General features: G+C 62.4%; 13 protein-coding genes. 8 read left to right on the forward strand and 5 right to left on the reverse strand.

Annotated elements, in window-relative coordinates:
- Window positions 1-9 precede the first annotated feature (9 nt).
- Together ACF8R4_RS05660 and ACF8R4_RS05665 are read right to left on the reverse strand one after the other, a co-directional pair.
- On the reverse strand, window positions 10-624 hold the full coding sequence (locus tag ACF8R4_RS05660) for an NAD(P)-dependent oxidoreductase (protein WP_104833352.1): 615 nt from the start codon (window positions 622-624) through the stop codon (window positions 10-12).
- A gap of 27 nt (window positions 625-651) precedes the next feature.
- Entirely contained in the window at window positions 652-1,527 is an 876-nt protein-coding gene (locus ACF8R4_RS05665; protein ID WP_060497961.1) for an MBL fold metallo-hydrolase, read from the reverse strand.
- 102 nt (window positions 1,528-1,629) lie between these two features.
- Here ACF8R4_RS05665 and ACF8R4_RS05670 point away from each other — a divergent pair, with 102 nt between their 5' ends.
- A complete protein-coding gene (locus ACF8R4_RS05670) occupies window positions 1,630-2,535 on the forward strand; it encodes a LysR family transcriptional regulator (RefSeq protein ID WP_060497962.1) in 906 nt (301 codons plus the stop codon).
- Window positions 2,536-2,792: 257 nt separating this feature from the next.
- Here ACF8R4_RS05670 and ACF8R4_RS05675 read toward each other — a convergent pair whose 3' ends face one another.
- Window positions 2,793-3,662: an oxaloacetate decarboxylase gene (locus tag ACF8R4_RS05675; RefSeq protein WP_003259571.1), complete on the reverse strand. Its 870-nt coding sequence runs from the start codon at window positions 3,660-3,662 to the stop codon at window positions 2,793-2,795.
- 363 nt (window positions 3,663-4,025) lie between these two features.
- Here ACF8R4_RS05675 and ACF8R4_RS05680 point away from each other — a divergent pair, with 363 nt between their 5' ends.
- The gene (locus ACF8R4_RS05680; RefSeq protein WP_060497963.1) at window positions 4,026-5,477 is read left to right on the forward strand and encodes an MDR family MFS transporter; all 1,452 of its coding nucleotides are present in this window, start codon (window positions 4,026-4,028) and stop codon (window positions 5,475-5,477) included.
- A gap of 83 nt (window positions 5,478-5,560) precedes the next feature.
- On the opposite strand, the gene ttgR is transcribed toward ACF8R4_RS05680, so the two are convergent.
- Window positions 5,561-6,193 (reverse strand): efflux transport transcriptional regulator TtgR, encoded by a 633-nt coding sequence (gene ttgR / locus ACF8R4_RS05685; RefSeq protein ID WP_021785779.1) that lies wholly within the window; start codon window positions 6,191-6,193, stop codon window positions 5,561-5,563.
- A 257-nt stretch (window positions 6,194-6,450) separates the two neighbouring features.
- Between ttgR and ttgA the strand changes: the two genes are divergently transcribed.
- The 6 genes from ttgA to ACF8R4_RS05715 all read left to right on the forward strand — a co-directional run bounded on the left by ttgA (window position 6,451) and on the right by ACF8R4_RS05715 (window position 15,425).
- The gene (gene ttgA / locus ACF8R4_RS05690) at window positions 6,451-7,605 is read left to right on the forward strand and encodes a toluene efflux RND transporter periplasmic adaptor subunit TtgA (protein ID WP_060497964.1); all 1,155 of its coding nucleotides are present in this window, start codon (window positions 6,451-6,453) and stop codon (window positions 7,603-7,605) included.
- Window positions 7,606-7,608: 3 nt separating this feature from the next.
- Window positions 7,609-10,761 (forward strand): multidrug efflux RND transporter permease subunit TtgB, encoded by a 3,153-nt coding sequence (gene ttgB / locus ACF8R4_RS05695; RefSeq protein WP_392491860.1) that lies wholly within the window; start codon window positions 7,609-7,611, stop codon window positions 10,759-10,761.
- A complete protein-coding gene (locus tag ACF8R4_RS05700; protein ID WP_016713642.1) occupies window positions 10,758-12,212 on the forward strand; it encodes an AdeC/AdeK/OprM family multidrug efflux complex outer membrane factor in 1,455 nt (484 codons plus the stop codon). Before ttgB ends, ACF8R4_RS05700 begins: the two co-directional genes overlap by 4 nt.
- Window positions 12,213-12,462: 250 nt before the next feature.
- Window positions 12,463-13,716: an OprD family porin gene (locus tag ACF8R4_RS05705; RefSeq protein ID WP_104833355.1), complete on the forward strand. Its 1,254-nt coding sequence runs from the start codon at window positions 12,463-12,465 to the stop codon at window positions 13,714-13,716.
- A gap of 201 nt (window positions 13,717-13,917) precedes the next feature.
- Window positions 13,918-14,841, forward strand: coding sequence for a LysR family transcriptional regulator (locus ACF8R4_RS05710; protein ID WP_156867684.1), 924 nt, complete (start codon window positions 13,918-13,920; stop codon window positions 14,839-14,841).
- A gap of 74 nt (window positions 14,842-14,915) precedes the next feature.
- On the forward strand, window positions 14,916-15,425 hold the full coding sequence (locus ACF8R4_RS05715; protein WP_060497969.1) for a DUF962 domain-containing protein: 510 nt from the start codon (window positions 14,916-14,918) through the stop codon (window positions 15,423-15,425).
- 3 nt (window positions 15,426-15,428) lie between these two features.
- Here the strand turns inward: ACF8R4_RS05715 and pcaC are convergent, their stop codons facing one another.
- Window positions 15,429-15,821: a 4-carboxymuconolactone decarboxylase gene (gene pcaC / locus ACF8R4_RS05720; RefSeq protein WP_010952489.1), complete on the reverse strand. Its 393-nt coding sequence runs from the start codon at window positions 15,819-15,821 to the stop codon at window positions 15,429-15,431.
- Between the last annotated feature and the right edge of the window lie 6 nt (window positions 15,822-15,827).

The raw sequence follows: 15,827 nt of genomic DNA on the forward strand, positions 1-15,827 counted from the left end.
GGGGGCGACTCAATACCCGACGGTAAAACGCTGCCGCGAATGCGCCGGCTTTTCCAGCTCATCGATCATGGCAATCGCATAATCGGCAAAGGTGATCCAACTCTTGCCATCCGCACCAATCAGCAGATGATCCTTGCCCAGCGTGTACCGCCCGCTGCGCTCACCTTCGACAAACTCCGCCGACGGCGACAGGAAGGTCCAGTCCAGGTTCGGCTCCCGTTGCAGCGCCTCCAGAAAACGCACCCCGGCAGTGGCCTCGGCCTTGTAGGCTTCCGGGAAGTCCGGGCTGTCGATCACCCGGTGCCCCGACGGCAACAGCAGGCTGCCCGCACCGCCCACCACCAGCAAGCGCTTGACCCCGGCCCGCTTGACCGGCTCGATGATCGCGTGCGGCTCGATGGTCGAGAAATGCGCAGCGCTCAGCACGGCATCCACGCCCGTGACCGCGGCTTGCAGGGCCGCGCCGTCCTTGGCATCCAGCGCCTTGACGGTCACTCCCTCCCGGCCCTCCAGTTTCGAAGGGTCACGGGCGATGGCCAATACACTGTGGCCACGGCGCAGGGCCTCTTCCAGCAACTGGCTGCCAGCACGGCCAGTGGCACCGATGATTGCGATCTTGCTCATGGGATACTCTCCATCAATTGAACGGAATTACCACTTCATCTCGCCCTTGGCGACCTTGGCACCCAGCTCCAGGGAGCTTTCATCGGCCAGGCCCGGGTAACGTTGCTTCATCGCCTCGATCAAGGCACCCGCGTCTTTTGCCTTGGCCGCTTGGGCATCGAAGTCACGAATGTAGTTCGCCGTGAAACGCACAGCCTCCAGCGAGCGGCTGCTGTTCCCCAGGTAATGGCCCGGGATGACCGTACGCGGCGCCAGCGATTCGATGTGCGCCAGGGTGCCGAGCCAGTCGGTATGCGACTGGGCCGTCTGGGTATCGGCCATCCACACATGAATGTGCTCGGACACCACCACGCCGCCGACCACCGCCTTGATCGACGGGATCCACACAAAGCTGCGGTCTGGTTGCGGACCGTCAAGGCCAACCACCTCAAGGGCCTGCCCTTCCAGCGTCAATCGGTTGCCTTCCAGTACCTGTGGCAGCACCAGCCGTGCCGGTTTGTCTGCCCCCATCTGCGGGCCCCAGTACGCCAGCTTGGGGTCCATGGTCTGACGGATATGCGCGACAGTGGCGGCCGAGGCCAGCACCTTGGCGTCGGGGAAAGCATTTGTCAGGGTGTCCAGGCCGAAGTAGTAATCCGGGTCACCGTGGCTGATATAGATGGTAGTCAGGTGCTTGCCACCAGCTCGCAGGCGCTGCACCAGTTGCTGGGCCTGGGCCTTACCGAACTGGGCATCGACCAGCACGGCATCGTGCTCGCCACTGACAATCACCGAACTGACCGGGAAGATGGCCTCATGCCCAGGGTTGTAGACTTCCAGCTTCAAGGGTTCGGCGGCCAGCACCGGGCCGGCCAGGGTAACGCAGGCCAGCAGCAGGCCACGCAAGGGAGTGAACAGGGACATTGGCAACGCCTTCCAGATAACGATGGCCAACAGCTTAGTTGCCCGATCCATGACAAAAAATGCGATGCTCGAACATAGTTTGTTTCTGAAACCGGGCAAATCATGGACCGTCTCAACGCCATGCGCGTTTTCGTCACCGTCGTCGACCTGGGTAGCCAGTCGGCAGCGGCGGATCATTTGCAGCTATCGCGGCCGGTGGTGTCGCGCTATCTGGCAGCGCTGGAAGACTGGGTGGGCGCGCGCCTGATGCAGCGCACCACACGCAAGCTCAGCCTCACCGCCGCCGGCCAGGAAACCCTGCCACGCTGTCGGCAGTTGCTGGAGTTGGCCGGTGACCTGCAGGCTGCCGTGCAACAGCCGGATGACGCGCCCAAGGGCGCATTGCGCATCAGCGTCAGTACGTCCTTTGGCCAGGCGCAGCTGGTGGATGCGGTGGCGGCCTATGTGCGGCGCTATCCAGGTGTGAACGTGGAACTGCAGATGCTCGACCGTACCGTCAACCTGGTGGACGAGCGTATCGACCTGGCCATCCGCACCAGCAACGACCTGGACCCCAACCTGATCGCCCGGCGCCTGAGCATATGCCGCTCGGTGGTGTGTGCGTCCCCCGCCTACCTGCTTGAGCATGGCACCCCACAGCGGGTCGAAGAACTGAGCCGGCATAACTGCCTGACCCATGCCTATTTCGGCCATAGCCTGTGGCATTTCGACGTGGGCGGCCAACAGATCGCCGTGCCGGTGACGGGGAATATCAGTGCAAACGAAGCCATGACATTGCAAAAGGCCGCGCTGGCTGGCGCGGGTATCGCCATGCTGCCAACCTACCAGGCCGCCGACGCCCTGCGCCGGGGCGAACTGGTGCGCCTGCTGCCCGAGGCAAAGCCCCGCGAACTGAACCTGAATGCGGTGTACACGTCACGCAAGCACATGCCGGCAACCTTGCGCAGCATGCTGGATTTTCTGGTGCAGCGGTTCAAGAACGAACCCGAGTGGGACCGGGATCTCTGATGTAACGTGAGAAATGACCTACGCTTAACGGTATCACCTGTCGCTGTAACTGGAGGTGAGTACCATGGGCATCAAATCAAGAAGAGTCGCCCTTGTCATGGCCCTGACTGCTGTCGCAGGGCTGTACGGCTCAGCCTGTTGGCGCGCCGAGCTGCTACGCAGCCAGCCCAGTGCCGCCAACAGCTGCGAGCAGGCACATTGCGTGCCTCACACCGCAACCTTGAGCGCCGTCCGTTGAGTTGACGGCGCGCCGCCGGTCACTCTTCCACGCTCATGTATTCCTTGGCCCAGCGGATGTAGTCCTCGGGTTGGGTGTAGGTGTGCGAGAGTTCGGTCGCGCTGAGGTTTTCCGACTTGTTCTGCTGGCCGCGTTGCAGGCGCAGGCAGTCGTAGGTGGCCTTGATCGCAGCAAAGTAGGCCGCGTGGCCATCGACCACGATACGCACGCCCAGGCGCGCCAGGCGCTCGTCATCGCGCAGGTTCGGGTTGCCATAGGTGACCAGCATCAGCGGCACGGTCAGATGCTCGGCAATTTGCTCAAGCTGCTCGAAGTCCTTTACCCCCACCATGCAGATGCCATCGGCACCGGCTTTCTGGTAGCTCTGGGTGCGCACGATGATTTCTTCGGTGGTCAGCACGCCTGCGTTGGTGCGGGCAATGATCGACAACGACGAATCGACCCGTGCCTCCAGCGCCGCACGAATCTTGCCAACGCCCTCCTCGACCGGAATCAGGTCGGTAGACTTGCGCCCGAACTGGGCAGGCAGCAAGGTGTCCTCGATGGTCAACGCAGCCACGCCGGCGCGCTCCAGTTCGATCACCGTGCGCATCACGTTTAGCGCGTTGCCATAGCCATGGTCGGCGTCAGCCAGCACGGGCAGTTGCGCTACCCGGCCAATACGGGTGGCTTGCTCGACGAACTCGCTGAGGGTAATGAGGGCAAAGTCCGGCGCGGCCAATACCTGCAATGAAGCAACGGAACCACCAAGGATACCGACCTCGAAGCCGAGGTCTGCGGCAATGCGCGCCGACATCGGGTCGAACACCGATGCAGTGTGGTAACAGGAACCTGAAGCGAGCAGCTCGCGGAAGGCAAAACGCAGATCTTGATGGGAAGCCTTGGGCATGATCACTCCGCAATTTAAGTTGAAATTTGAACGGTAACTACCGACCCCTGTAATCGGGTCTACCTGACCTGTTCCAACCGTCGCCATCTGGGCGGTCATGCTCGACATGCAGGCAGAGGAATAAAAGGTGTGGGAGACAGCACACTGAAAAACCTGCGGCATAATGTTGCACCAAGCTGGTGCAGGCCGCGAATTTCAGCCTCTGTGGCATACCAACGATATCACGCAGCCATGCAGCACTGGATGAATGCGCCAATGCCGATTCGGCATAGGGGATGCAGATAGTACATAGGAAGCTACCTAACTCAGGTTACAATCCGACGTGCCCACAAAGAGGCCGTAACAGACAGACAAGGTATTCCCGTGACCGCCGCCCTGCCCCCCACCACCCTGCGCAATGTGCTCACCGCTCTCATGCTGGCCATTTTCCTCGGCGCACTGGACCAGACCATCGTCGCCGTCTCGCTGCCGGCGATTTCCGCCCAGTTCAACGATGTCGGCCTGCTGGCCTGGGTGATCTCCGGTTACATGGTGGCGATGACCGTGGCCGTGCCGATCTACGGCAAACTGGGCGATCTGTACGGGCGGCGGCGGATGATCCTGACCGGTATCAGCCTGTTCACCCTGGCCTCCATCGCGTGCGCCATGGCCCAGGACATGCAACAGCTGGTGCTGGCCCGTGTACTGCAGGGCATTGGCGCGGGCGGCATGGTCTCTGTCAGCCAGGCGATCATCGGCGATTTCGTGCCACCGCGTGAGCGCGGCCGCTACCAGGGTTATTTCAGCAGCATGTACGCCGTAGCCAGCGTCGCCGGGCCAGTGCTGGGCGGCTGGCTGACCGAGTACTTGTCGTGGCGCTGGGTATTCTGGATCAACCTGCCGCTGGGGCTGGTTGCCTTGTGGGCGATCCGCCGTGCCCTCGGTGGCATGCCGGCGCAGCGACGCGAGGCCCAGGTGGATTACCTCGGCGCCGTGCTGCTGATACTCGGCCTGGGCAGCTTGTTGCTGGGCATCACCTTGGTCGGTCAGGGCCACGCCTGGATTGATCCTGCCGTACTGGCCCTGTTCGCCTGCGCTGTACTGGGCCTGGCGTTGTTCATCGCCCATGAGCGGCGCTGCCCGGAGCCGCTATTGCCCTTGGGCTTGTTCAGCAATCGGGTGGCGGTGCTGTGCTGGGGGGTGATCTTCTTCGCCAGCTTCCAGTCGATTTCCCTGACGATGCTCATGCCGTTGCGCTACCAGGGCATCACGGGTGCTGGCGCCGACAGCGCCGCGCTGCACCTGTTGCCACTGGCCATGGGCCTGCCCCTTGGCGCCTTCACCGGCGGTCGCATGACCAGCCGCACGGGGCGCTACAAGCCGCAGATTCTGGCCGGTGCGTTGTTGATGCCCGTGGCCATTTTCGCCATGGCGCTAACGCCGCCACAATCGGCTTTGCTCAGCGCGCTGTTCATGCTGCTGACCGGCATCGCCTGCGGGCTGCAGTTCCCGACATCGCTGGTGGGCACGCAAAGCGCGGTGGAAAGCAAAGACATTGGTGTGGCCACCAGCACCACCAACCTGTTCCGTTCGCTGGGCGGGGCCATGGGCGTGGCGTGCATGTCCAGCCTGTTGCTGGCGCTGCTGCATCAGGGCGGATTCGAAATGCTGGGTAACCCGTTGCTGGGGAGCCTGAAGGCCGGTGAAGTGGACCTGGTGACACAGGCGCGCCTGACTGAAACATTCCGTCATTTACTGATGGGGAGTGCCCTGATTGCGGTGCTCGGGCTAGTAGCCGCAGTGGCATTGCCCGACCGGCAACTGCGGGGGCGATGAAGCCCGGGGCCACCCGCCGACCCCGCCTTTAATCCCCGCTTAATACAAAGGGGAAACACTCCCTCACAATCCTTAACAAAGTGTCATTTGCGCAGCGCCGGGCTCAAGCGCAGCATATCCAACCCGGTGTCGACCCATTTTTCGACATCACCCAACAGATCGACACTGTCAGGCAGCAACAGCCAGCGCCCGATCAGGCCATCGACATAGGCAAACATGGCCACCGCCGCGCGCTCGACATCCAGCTCGCCAGGCAACTGGCCCCGGCGCACGGCATTGGCTAGCGCCAGGGTGATGCCCTTGTGGCAATCCAGCACCGCGCCCTGGCGCTGCTGGCGAATTTCACACATGTCATCGGTGAACTCGCACTTGTGATGCAGGATTTCATTGATACGCCGGGTTCGGGCATCGAGCACCAGCTCGTTGAACACCTGCAACAACAGCTTGCGCATGCAGCCAAGCGGGTCGACTTCGTCCTCGCTTTCGCTGGCCCGCGCCAAATGGTCATGGGTCTCGTGCAGGCTGTCGAGCAGCGCCTGCACCAGCTCAGCCTTGTTGTTGAAGTGCCAGTAGATCGCCCCGCGCGTCACACCCGCCAGTTCGGCGATGTCGGCCAGGGTGGTTCGCGCAACCCCGCGCTTGTAGAAGGCCTTTTCCGCCGCCTCGATGATCTGGGCGCGGGTTTCCTGGGCTTCCTCTTTGGTTCGACGGACCATGGCAGTACAACCTCATCTGGCCCGAACGCGCAGCGCGTACGGGAAACGCTCCGGGGGCACCTCTGCAGGGAGCCTCGCGGATGAGCTAATCAAGGGCTGTGGCGGTACCTAAGTACAACTCAGCGGTATTTACAAACAACCATGAATGTAAGTATATTCCTTAGCAAGCTATTTATCTACCGGATAGCATCTTTTCCAGATCAAGACACTTCCACTACTCTTGAGCGTCTCCCTGCTCCAGCGACCCGAGGATCCTCATGCAATTCAAGCCAGCCGTTACCGCTCTGGTTTCCGCCGTCGCCCTGGCAACCCTGCTCAGTGGCTGTAAGAAAGAAGAAGCAGCGCCAGCGGCGCAGGCTCCTCAGGTCGGCGTCGTGACCATCCAGCCCCAAGCCTTCACCCTGACCTCGGAATTGCCGGGGCGTACCAGTGCCTACCGCATCGCCGAAGTGCGCCCGCAGGTCAACGGCATTATCCTCAAGCGCCTGTTCAAGGAAGGCAGTGAGGTCAAGGAAGGCCAGCAGCTCTACCAGATCGACCCAGCCGTGTACGAAGCCACCCTGGCCAATGCCCAGGCCAACCTGCAGGCTACCCGCTCGCTGGCTGAGCGCTACAAGCAACTGATCGACGAGCAAGCCGTTTCCAAACAGGAATACGACGACGCCAATGCCAAACGATTGCAGGCCGAGGCTTCGCTGAAAAGCGCCCAGATCGACCTGCGCTACACCAAGGTGCTGGCACCGATCAGTGGCCGTATCGGCCGTTCTTCGGTCACCGAAGGTGCGCTGGTGAGCAATGGCCAGAGCAACGCCATGGCCACCATCCAGCAGCTCGACCCGATCTACGTCGACGTCACCCAGTCCACCGCCGAGCTGCTCAAGCTGCGCCGTGACCTGGAAAGCGGCCAGTTGCAGAAGGCCGGCGACAACACCGCCTCGGTACAGCTGGTGCTGGAAGACGGCAGCCTGTTCAAGCAGGAAGGTCGCCTGGAGTTCTCCGAAGTCGCGGTCGACGAGACCACCGGCTCGGTCACCCTGCGCGCCATCTTCCCCAACCCCGACCACACCCTGCTGCCTGGCATGTTCGTGCATGCGCGGCTGAAGGCCGGTGTCAACGCCAACGCCATCCTGGCACCGCAACAGGGCGTGACCCGCGACCTCAAAGGCGCGCCGACCGCGCTGGTGGTCAACCAGGAGAACAAGGTCGAGCTGCGCCAGCTCAAAGCCAACCGTACCCTGGGCAGCGACTGGCTGATCGAGGAAGGCCTCAACCCGGGTGACCGCCTGATCACCGAAGGGCTGCAGTACGTGCGCCCGGGCGTCGAAGTGAAGGTCAGCGAAGCCACCAACGTCAAGAAGCCGGCCAGCCCTGATCAGGCCAACGCGGCGAAAGCAGACGCCAAAGCGGAGTAAACCATGTCGAAGTTCTTTATCGATCGCCCGATCTTCGCCTGGGTGATCGCCTTGGTGATCATGCTGGTCGGTGCCTTGTCGATCCTGAAGTTGCCGATCAACCAGTACCCCAGCATCGCGCCGCCGGCCATCGCCATCGCCGTGACCTACCCGGGCGCCTCGGCGCAAACCGTGCAGGACACCGTGGTACAGGTGATCGAGCAGCAGCTCAACGGTATCGACAACCTGCGTTATGTGTCGTCGGAGAGTAACTCCGACGGCAGCATGACCATTACCGCTACCTTCGAGCAAGGCACCAACGCCGACACTGCGCAGGTGCAGGTACAGAACAAGCTGAACCTGGCCACCCCGCTGCTGCCGCAAGAAGTGCAGCAGCAAGGTATCCGCGTTACCAAGGCCGTTAAAAACTTCCTGCTGGTGATCGGCCTGGTGTCCGAAGACGGCAGCATGACCAAGGACGACCTGGCCAACTACATCGTCTCCAACATGCAGGACCCGATCTCGCGTACTGCGGGCGTGGGTGACTTCCAGGTGTTCGGTGCCCAGTACGCCATGCGTATCTGGCTCGATCCGGCCAAGCTGAACAAGTTCCAGCTGACCCCGGTCGACGTCAAGACCGCCGTGGCCGCGCAGAACGTGCAGGTGTCTTCCGGTCAGCTCGGCGGCCTGCCAGCGTTGCCGGGTACCCAGCTGAACGCCACCATCATCGGCAAGACCCGTCTGCAGACTGCCGAGCAGTTCGAAAAGATCCTGCTCAAGGTCAACAGCGACGGTTCGCAGGTACGTCTGGGTGATGTCGCCCAGGTAGGCCTGGGCGGTGAAAACTACGCGGTCAGTGCCCAGTTCAACGGCAAGCCGGCTTCCGGCCTGGCGGTAAAACTGGCAACCGGCGCCAACGCCCTGGACACCGCCAAGGCGCTGCGCCAGACCATCTCCGACCTGGAACCGTTCTTCCCGCCGGGGGTGAAAGCCGTATTCCCGTATGACACCACCCCGGTGGTCACCGAATCGATCAGCGGTGTGATCCACACCCTGATCGAAGCCGTGGTCCTGGTGTTCCTGGTGATGTACCTGTTCCTGCAGAACTTCCGCGCCACCATCATCACCACCATGACCGTTCCGGTGGTGTTGCTGGGTACCTTCGGCATCCTCGCCGCTGCGGGCTTCAGCATCAACACCCTGACCATGTTCGCCATGGTCCTGGCCATCGGCTTGCTGGTGGACGACGCCATCGTCGTGGTGGAGAACGTCGAGCGGGTAATGTCCGAAGAAGGCCTGCCGCCCAAGGAAGCGACCAAGCGCTCGATGGAGCAGATCCAGGGCGCCCTGGTGGGTATTGCCCTGGTGCTGTCGGCGGTACTGCTGCCCATGGCGTTCTTCGGGGGTTCCACGGGTGTGATCTACCGGCAGTTCTCCATCACCATCGTCTCGGCCATGGGCCTGTCGGTGCTGGTGGCGCTTATCTTCACCCCGGCCCTGTGCGCCACCATGCTCAAGCCGCTGAAGAAGGGCGAGCACCATGTGGCCAAGCGTGGCTTCTTTGGCTGGTTCAACCGCAACTTCGACCGCAGCGTAACCGGCTACGAACGCAGCGTTGGTACCATCCTGCGCAACAAGGTGCCGTTCCTGCTGGCCTATGCACTGATCGTCGTTGGCATGATCTGGCTGTTCGCCCGTATTCCTACCGCCTTCCTGCCTGAGGAAGACCAAGGCGTACTGTTCGCCCAGGTACAGACCCCGGCCGGTTCCAGTGCCGAGCGTACCCAGGTGGTGGTCGACCAGATGCGTGAGTATCTGCTGAAGGAAGAAGCCGACACCGTGGCATCCGTGTTCACCGTCAACGGCTTCAACTTCGCCGGTCGCGGCCAGAGCTCGGGTATGGCGTTCATCATGCTCAAGCCTTGGGATGAGCGCTCCAAGGAGAACAGCGTGTTCGCCCTGGCCCAGCGTGCCCAGCAGCACTTCTTCACCTTCCGCGATGCCATGGTGTTCGCCTTCGCCCCGCCAGCAGTGCTCGAACTGGGTAACGCCACCGGCTTCGACGTGTTCCTGCAGGACCGCGGCGGTGTCGGCCATGAGAAGCTGATGGAAGCGCGCAACCAGTTCCTGGCCAAGGCAGCACAAAGCAAGATCCTCAGTGCCGTGCGCCCCAACGGCCTGAACGACGAGCCGCAGTACCAGCTGACCATCGATGACGAACGTGCCAGCGCCCTGGGCGTGACCATCACCGACATCAACAACACCCTGTCGATTGCCTTGGGTGCCAGCTACGTCAACGACTTCATCGACCGTGGCCGGGTCAAGAAGGTGTACATCCAGGGCGAACCAAACTCCCGGATGAGCCCGGAAGACCTGCAGAAGTGGTATGTGCGCAATGGCGCTGGCGAGATGGTGCCGTTCTCTTCCTTCGCCAAGGGCGAGTGGACCTACGGTTCGCCCAAGCTGTCGCGCTACAACGGTGTCGAGGCAATGGAAATTCTGGGTGCGCCAGCACCGGGCTACAGTACCGGTGAAGCCATGGCCGAGGTCGAGCGCATTGCTGGCGAACTGCCAAGCGGCATTGGCTTCTCCTGGACCGGCATGTCCTACGAGGAAAAACTCTCCGGCTCGCAAATGCCGGCGCTGTTCGCCCTCTCGGTACTGTTCGTGTTCCTGTGCCTGGCAGCCCTGTACGAAAGCTGGTCGATCCCGATCGCCGTGGTGCTGGTAGTACCGCTGGGTATCATCGGTGCCCTGATCGCCACCAGCCTGCGCGGTTTGTCCAACGACGTGTACTTCCTGGTCGGCCTGTTGACCACCATCGGCCTGGCGGCGAAGAACGCCATCCTGATCGTCGAGTTCGCCAAGGAGCTGCACGAGCAAGGCCGCAGCCTGTACGACGCGGCGATCGAAGCGTGCCGCATGCGTCTGCGCCCGATCATCATGACCTCGCTGGCGTTCATCCTCGGCGTGGTACCGTTGACCATCGCCAGTGGCGCCGGCGCCGGCAGCCAGCACGCCATTGGTACCGGCGTGATCGGCGGCATGATCAGTGCGACCGTGCTGGCTATCTTCTGGGTACCGCTATTCTTCGTCGCAGTGTCGTCGCTGTTCGGCAGCAAAGAGCCGGAAAAAGACGTCACCCCTGAAACTCCACGTTATGAGGCTGGGCAATGACCAAGTCTTTGTTGTCCCTGGCGGTAACCGCTTTCATTCTTGGCGGCTGCTCGCTGATTCCCGACTACCAGACCCCGGAATCGCCGGTGGCAGCGCAGTGGCCGCAAGGCCCTGCGTACTCGCCGACCCAGTCGGCAGACGTTGCCGCCGCCGAACAGGGCTGGCGCCAGTTCTTCCACGACCCGGCACTGCAGCAACTGATCCAGACCTCGCTGGTCAACAACCGCGACCTGCGCGTCGCCGCGTTGAACATCGACGCCTACCGCGCGCAATACCGCATCCAGCGTGCCGACCTGTTCCCGGCGGTTTCGGCCACCGGCAGTGGCAGCCGCCAGCGCGTGCCGGCAAACATGTCGCAAACCGGTGAATCGGGTATAACCAGCCAGTACTCGGCCACCCTGGGCGTCAGTGCCTATGAGCTGGACCTGTTTGGCCGTGTGCGCAGCCTGACCGAGCAGGCGTTGGAAACCTACCTGTCCAGCGAGCAGGCGCGCCGCTCCACGCAGATCGCCCTGGTGGCCAGCGTGGCCAACGCCTATTACACCTGGCAGGCCGATCAGGCGCTGTTCAAGCTGACCGAAGAAACGCTGAAGACCTACGAGGAAAGCTACAACCTCACCCGTCGCAGCAACGAAGTCGGCGTGGCTTCGGCACTGGATGTCAGCCAGGCGCGCACCGCCGTGGAAGGCGCCCGGGTCAAGTACTCGCAGTACCAGCGCCTGGTCGCCCAGGACGTCAACAGCCTGACCGTGTTGCTGGGCACCGGTATTCCGGCCGACCTGGCCAAGCCGCTGCAGCTCGATGCCGACCAACTGGCCGAAGTGCCAGCCGGCCTGCCGTCAGACATCCTCCAGCGTCGCCCGGACATCCAGGAAGCCGAACACCTGCTCAAGGCCGCCAACGCCAATATTGGCGCCGCCCGCGCAGCGTTCTTCCCGAGCATCAGCCTGACGGCCAACGCTGGCAGCCTGAGCCCCGACATGGGCCACCTGTTCTCGGGCGGCCAGGGCACCTGGCTGTTCCAGCCGCAGATCAACCTGCCGATCTTCAACGCCGGCAGCCTGAAGGCCAGCCTGGACTACTCGAAGATCCAGAAGGACATCAACGTCGCCAAGTACGAAAAAACCATCCAGACCGCCTTCCAGGAAGTCTCCGATGGCCTGGCGGCGCGAAAAACCTTCGAAGAGCAACTGCAGGCCCAGCGTGACCTGGTGCAGGCGAACCAGGACTACTACCGCCTGGCCGAACGCCGCTACCGCATCGGGATCGACAGCAACCTGACCTTCCTCGATGCCCAGCGCAACCTGTTTAGTGCCCAACAATCGCTGATCACCGATCGCCTGTCGCAGCTGACCAGCGAGGTCAACCTGTACAAAGCACTTGGTGGTGGCTGGTATGAGCAGACCGGGCAGGCCAACCAGCAGGCATCGGTAGATGTACCGAAAAGCTGACTCATGGTGTAACAGCATCAGGCCCACCCTTGCGGTGGGCCTTTTGTTTGCCGGAGGAAATTAATTAACCAACCGGAACATTCCGTTCGATTATCGCCCCATTCCGTTTGCGGCGAATTGCCTCACCCCCGCACAACCCCGCACCATCCCCTCACGCAACGTTGCCCAAGTTCATCCAAAAGACCCGCACCTGCAGGCTCGATCCAGCAGTGCACCGGCTCGCCCCATAAAAACAAGAGATCCACGACAGATGAGCACTTTGCAACCCGCACGCCAGCTGCTGCCCGGCCTGTTGGCCATGTCCTGCGCCTTCCCGCTGTTCGCCGCCGAAGGCGGTTTCATGGAGGACGCCAAGGCCACCCTCAACCTGCGCAACTTCTACATCAACCGCAACTTCGTCGACCCCGCCCACCCGCAGGCCAAGGCCGAAGAATGGACACAAAGCTTCATTCTCGACGCCCGCTCCGGCTTCACCCAGGGCACCGTCGGTTTCGGCGTGGACGTCCTAGGCATGTATTCGGTCAAGCTTGACGGCGGCAAAGGCACCACCAACACGCACCTGCTGCCCGTGCATGATGACGGCCGCCCAGCTGATGACTTCGGCCGACTGGGTGTGGCGCTGAAAGCCAAGCTGTCCGAAACCGAGCTGAAAGTCGGTGAGTGGATGCCGGTACTGCCCATCCTGCGCTCGGACGATGGGCGCTCGCTGCCACAGACCTTCCGCGGCGGCCAGCTGACCTCGAAGGAAATCGCCGGCCTGACCTTGTACGCCGGCCAGTTCCGCGGCAACAGTCCGCGTAACGACGCCAGCATGGAAGACATGTCGATGAACGGCAAAGGCGGGTTCACCTCCGACCGTTTCAACTTCGGCGGCGGTGAGTACACCTTCAACGATAAGCGCACCATGGTTGGCCTGTGGGATGCCCAGCTCAAGGACATCTACCGCCAGCAATACCTCAACCTGACGCACAGCCAACCGCTGGGCGACTGGACCCTGGGTGCCAACCTGGGCTACTTCATCGGCAAGGAAGACGGTGCCGAACGCGCCGGCAAACTGGACAACCGCACCGCCTCGGCCATGCTCTCGGCGCGCTACCAAGGCCACACCTTCTACGTCGGCCTGCAAAAGGTCAGCGGCGACAATGCCTGGATGCGGGTCAACGGCACCAGTGGCGGCACCTTGGCCAACGACAGCTACAACTCCAGCTTCGACAATGCCAAGGAACGCTCCTGGCAGGTTCGCCATGACTTCAACTTCGCCACCGTTGGCGTGCCTGGGTTGACGTTGATGAACCGCTACATCAAGGGTGACAACGTCACCGTGGGCAGCGTGGATGATGGCAAGGAGTGGGCACGGGAGACCGAACTGGCGTACGTGGTGCAGTCGGGCAGCTTCAAGGACCTGTCGGTGAAATGGCGCAACTCCACCATGCGCCGGGACTTCAGCACCAACGCGTTCGATGAGAACCGGTTGATTGTGAGTTACCCGCTGAATCTCCTTTAAGTTCTTCGCGGGCGCGCCCGCTCCCACAGGATCACCACAGCTTTTGAAACTGTGGTGACCCTGTGGGAGCGGGCGCGCCCGCGAAGAGGCCAGATGTTCAATTAAATAACTTTAAGCTATAAACAAATCTAAAAACCTTCTTTGACGACATAAGCTGTAACAGCTTGAATAGGCCCCTGCCCCCCGCCCCAGAGCCGTGACATGGACCTCCGCCAGCTGCGCTACTTCATCGCCCTTACCGAATACCGCAGTTTCGTCCGTGCCGCCGAGGCCATGGGCATCACCCAACCCGCCTTCAGCCGTGCCATCCAAAGTCTGGAACACACCTTCGGCTGCCCGCTGGTCGACCGCGCCAGCAAAGCCCTGCCCCCTACACCCGAAGGTCTGGTGGTACTGCAACATGCCCGTCGGTTGGTTCAAGGCGCCGCGCAGCTGAGCAACGAAGTGCTGCAAATGACCAAGCTCGACGCCGGCGAGTTGCACTTCGGCAGCGGCCCAGCCCTGGCCGTGCGCCTGGTGCCCGACGCTCTGCGCCACTTCATCGAGCGCCATCCCGGTATCCGCACTTCCCTGCTGGTAGACAACAGCGAACGCCTCGGTCAGGCCTTGCGCCGCGAGCAGATCGAGTTTTTCGTGGATGATATCCGCCCGTTCGAAGCCGACCCCAACTTCCACACCGAGCCCCTGTCACCACGCCCAGGGCTGTTCTTTTGCCGCCCGGGCCATCCGCTGCTGGCCAAGGACAGCCTGTCGACCAACGACCTGTTCAGCTACCCGCTGGCCAGCGCCCTGCTCGCCCCCGGTGTGCGCAAGCGCCTGGCCAACCTAAGCGGGCGCAGCGACTTCACCCCGCACTTGCAAACCGAGCACCTGGCGGTACTGCGCAGCGTTGTGCAGGCCAGCGATGCCATCGGTACCGCCAGCGAAGAGGCCGTGGCCGAAGACCTGGCCGCCGGCACACTGGTGCGCCTGCACTGGCGCAACCTGCCACCGGCGCTGGAGGTACTGAGCGTGCGCTGTGGAATAGTCAGTCGCAGTGGCTATCGGCTGTCGCCAGCGGCGCGGGCGATGATCGAGACACTGGTAGGGCTGGATATGCCAGTGCAGGCTGCCGCCATTCGCTGAGCTGATGATGCTGTTAGCTGCGGGCTATCCTGTTCACTATCAGGCAACACAAAGCTGAACAGGGAGGCACAACAATGAAAAACCTCGTCGACCACCTGAGCCAATACGCCAGCTACCACCGGGATCCACGCAACATCGCCACCCACTTCGTCGGCATCCCCATGATCGTGCTGGCCGTCACCATCTTGCTATCGCGCCCTGGCTGGGAGGTGGCCGGCATGTGGCTATCCCCTGCCCTGCTGGCCGCTGCGGCCTCGGTATGGTTCTACCTGCGTCTGGACCTGCGCTTCGGGCTGGTGATGGGCTTGTTGCTGGGGCTGTGCCTGTGGGTAGGCCAGGTGCTGGCAATGCAGACCACAATGCTGTGGCTAAGCGCCGGGCTGGGGGCATTCGTGCTGGGCTGGATCATCCAGTTCGTCGGCCATTACTACGAAGGCCGTAAACCGGCCTTTGTCGACGATGTCAGCGGCCTGATCATCGGGCCGCTGTTCGTGGTGGCAGAAGCTGCGTTCATGCTGGGCCTGTGCCCGGCCTTGAAGTCGGCCGTGGAAACCTCTGCAGGGCCGGTCAGGCTTCAGCAATAACGCTTACTGGCGCGATTCTACGCCCAGCTCGTCCCACACCGACTCCGCCAGGTGGAAGGTGGCGTTTGCCGCCGGGATGCCGCAGTAGATCGCGCTTTGCATCAGCACTTCCTTGATCTCGTCGCGGGTCACGCCGTTGTTGGCTGCCGCGCGCAAGTGCAGTTTCAGCTCGTCGTTGCGGTTCATGCCGATCAGCATGGCGATGGTGATCAGGCTGCGGGTATGGCGCGGCAGGCCCGGGCGGGTCCAGATATCACCCCAGGCATGGCGGGTGATCATCTCCTGGAATTCGCCGTTGAAGTCGTTGAGCTTCTCCAGGCTGCGGTCCACATGGGCATCGCCCAGCACCGCGCGGCGCACTTGCATGCCGGCGTCGTAACGTTGTTTCTCGTCCATGGCGTT

Source organism: Pseudomonas sp. FYR_2, assembly GCF_043106425.1.
Lineage (GTDB): Bacteria > Pseudomonadota > Gammaproteobacteria > Pseudomonadales > Pseudomonadaceae > Aquipseudomonas > Aquipseudomonas monteilii.

What these genes read in the sequence shown, in the direction of transcription:
- ttgR (WP_021785779.1), bottom strand. Translation starts at nt 6,193, where the DNA reads ATGGTCCGTCGAACCAAAGAGGAAGCCCAGGAAACCCGCGCCCAGATC.
- ACF8R4_RS05715 (WP_060497969.1), top strand. Translation starts at nt 14,916, where the DNA reads ATGAAAAACCTCGTCGACCACCTGAGCCAATACGCCAGCTACCACCGG.
- ACF8R4_RS05710 (WP_156867684.1), top strand. Translation starts at nt 13,918, where the DNA reads ATGGACCTCCGCCAGCTGCGCTACTTCATCGCCCTTACCGAATACCGC.
- ttgA (WP_060497964.1), top strand. Translation starts at nt 6,451, where the DNA reads ATGCAATTCAAGCCAGCCGTTACCGCTCTGGTTTCCGCCGTCGCCCTG.
- ACF8R4_RS05700 (WP_016713642.1), top strand. Translation starts at nt 10,758, where the DNA reads ATGACCAAGTCTTTGTTGTCCCTGGCGGTAACCGCTTTCATTCTTGGC.
- ttgB (WP_392491860.1), top strand. Translation starts at nt 7,609, where the DNA reads ATGTCGAAGTTCTTTATCGATCGCCCGATCTTCGCCTGGGTGATCGCC.
- ACF8R4_RS05660 (WP_104833352.1), bottom strand. Translation starts at nt 624, where the DNA reads ATGAGCAAGATCGCAATCATCGGTGCCACTGGCCGTGCTGGCAGCCAG.
- ACF8R4_RS05675 (WP_003259571.1), bottom strand. Translation starts at nt 3,662, where the DNA reads ATGCCCAAGGCTTCCCATCAAGATCTGCGTTTTGCCTTCCGCGAGCTG.
- ACF8R4_RS05705 (WP_104833355.1), top strand. Translation starts at nt 12,463, where the DNA reads ATGAGCACTTTGCAACCCGCACGCCAGCTGCTGCCCGGCCTGTTGGCC.
- ACF8R4_RS05665 (WP_060497961.1), bottom strand. Translation starts at nt 1,527, where the DNA reads ATGTCCCTGTTCACTCCCTTGCGTGGCCTGCTGCTGGCCTGCGTTACC.
- pcaC (WP_010952489.1), bottom strand. Translation starts at nt 15,821, where the DNA reads ATGGACGAGAAACAACGTTACGACGCCGGCATGCAAGTGCGCCGCGCG.
- ACF8R4_RS05670 (WP_060497962.1), top strand. Translation starts at nt 1,630, where the DNA reads ATGGACCGTCTCAACGCCATGCGCGTTTTCGTCACCGTCGTCGACCTG.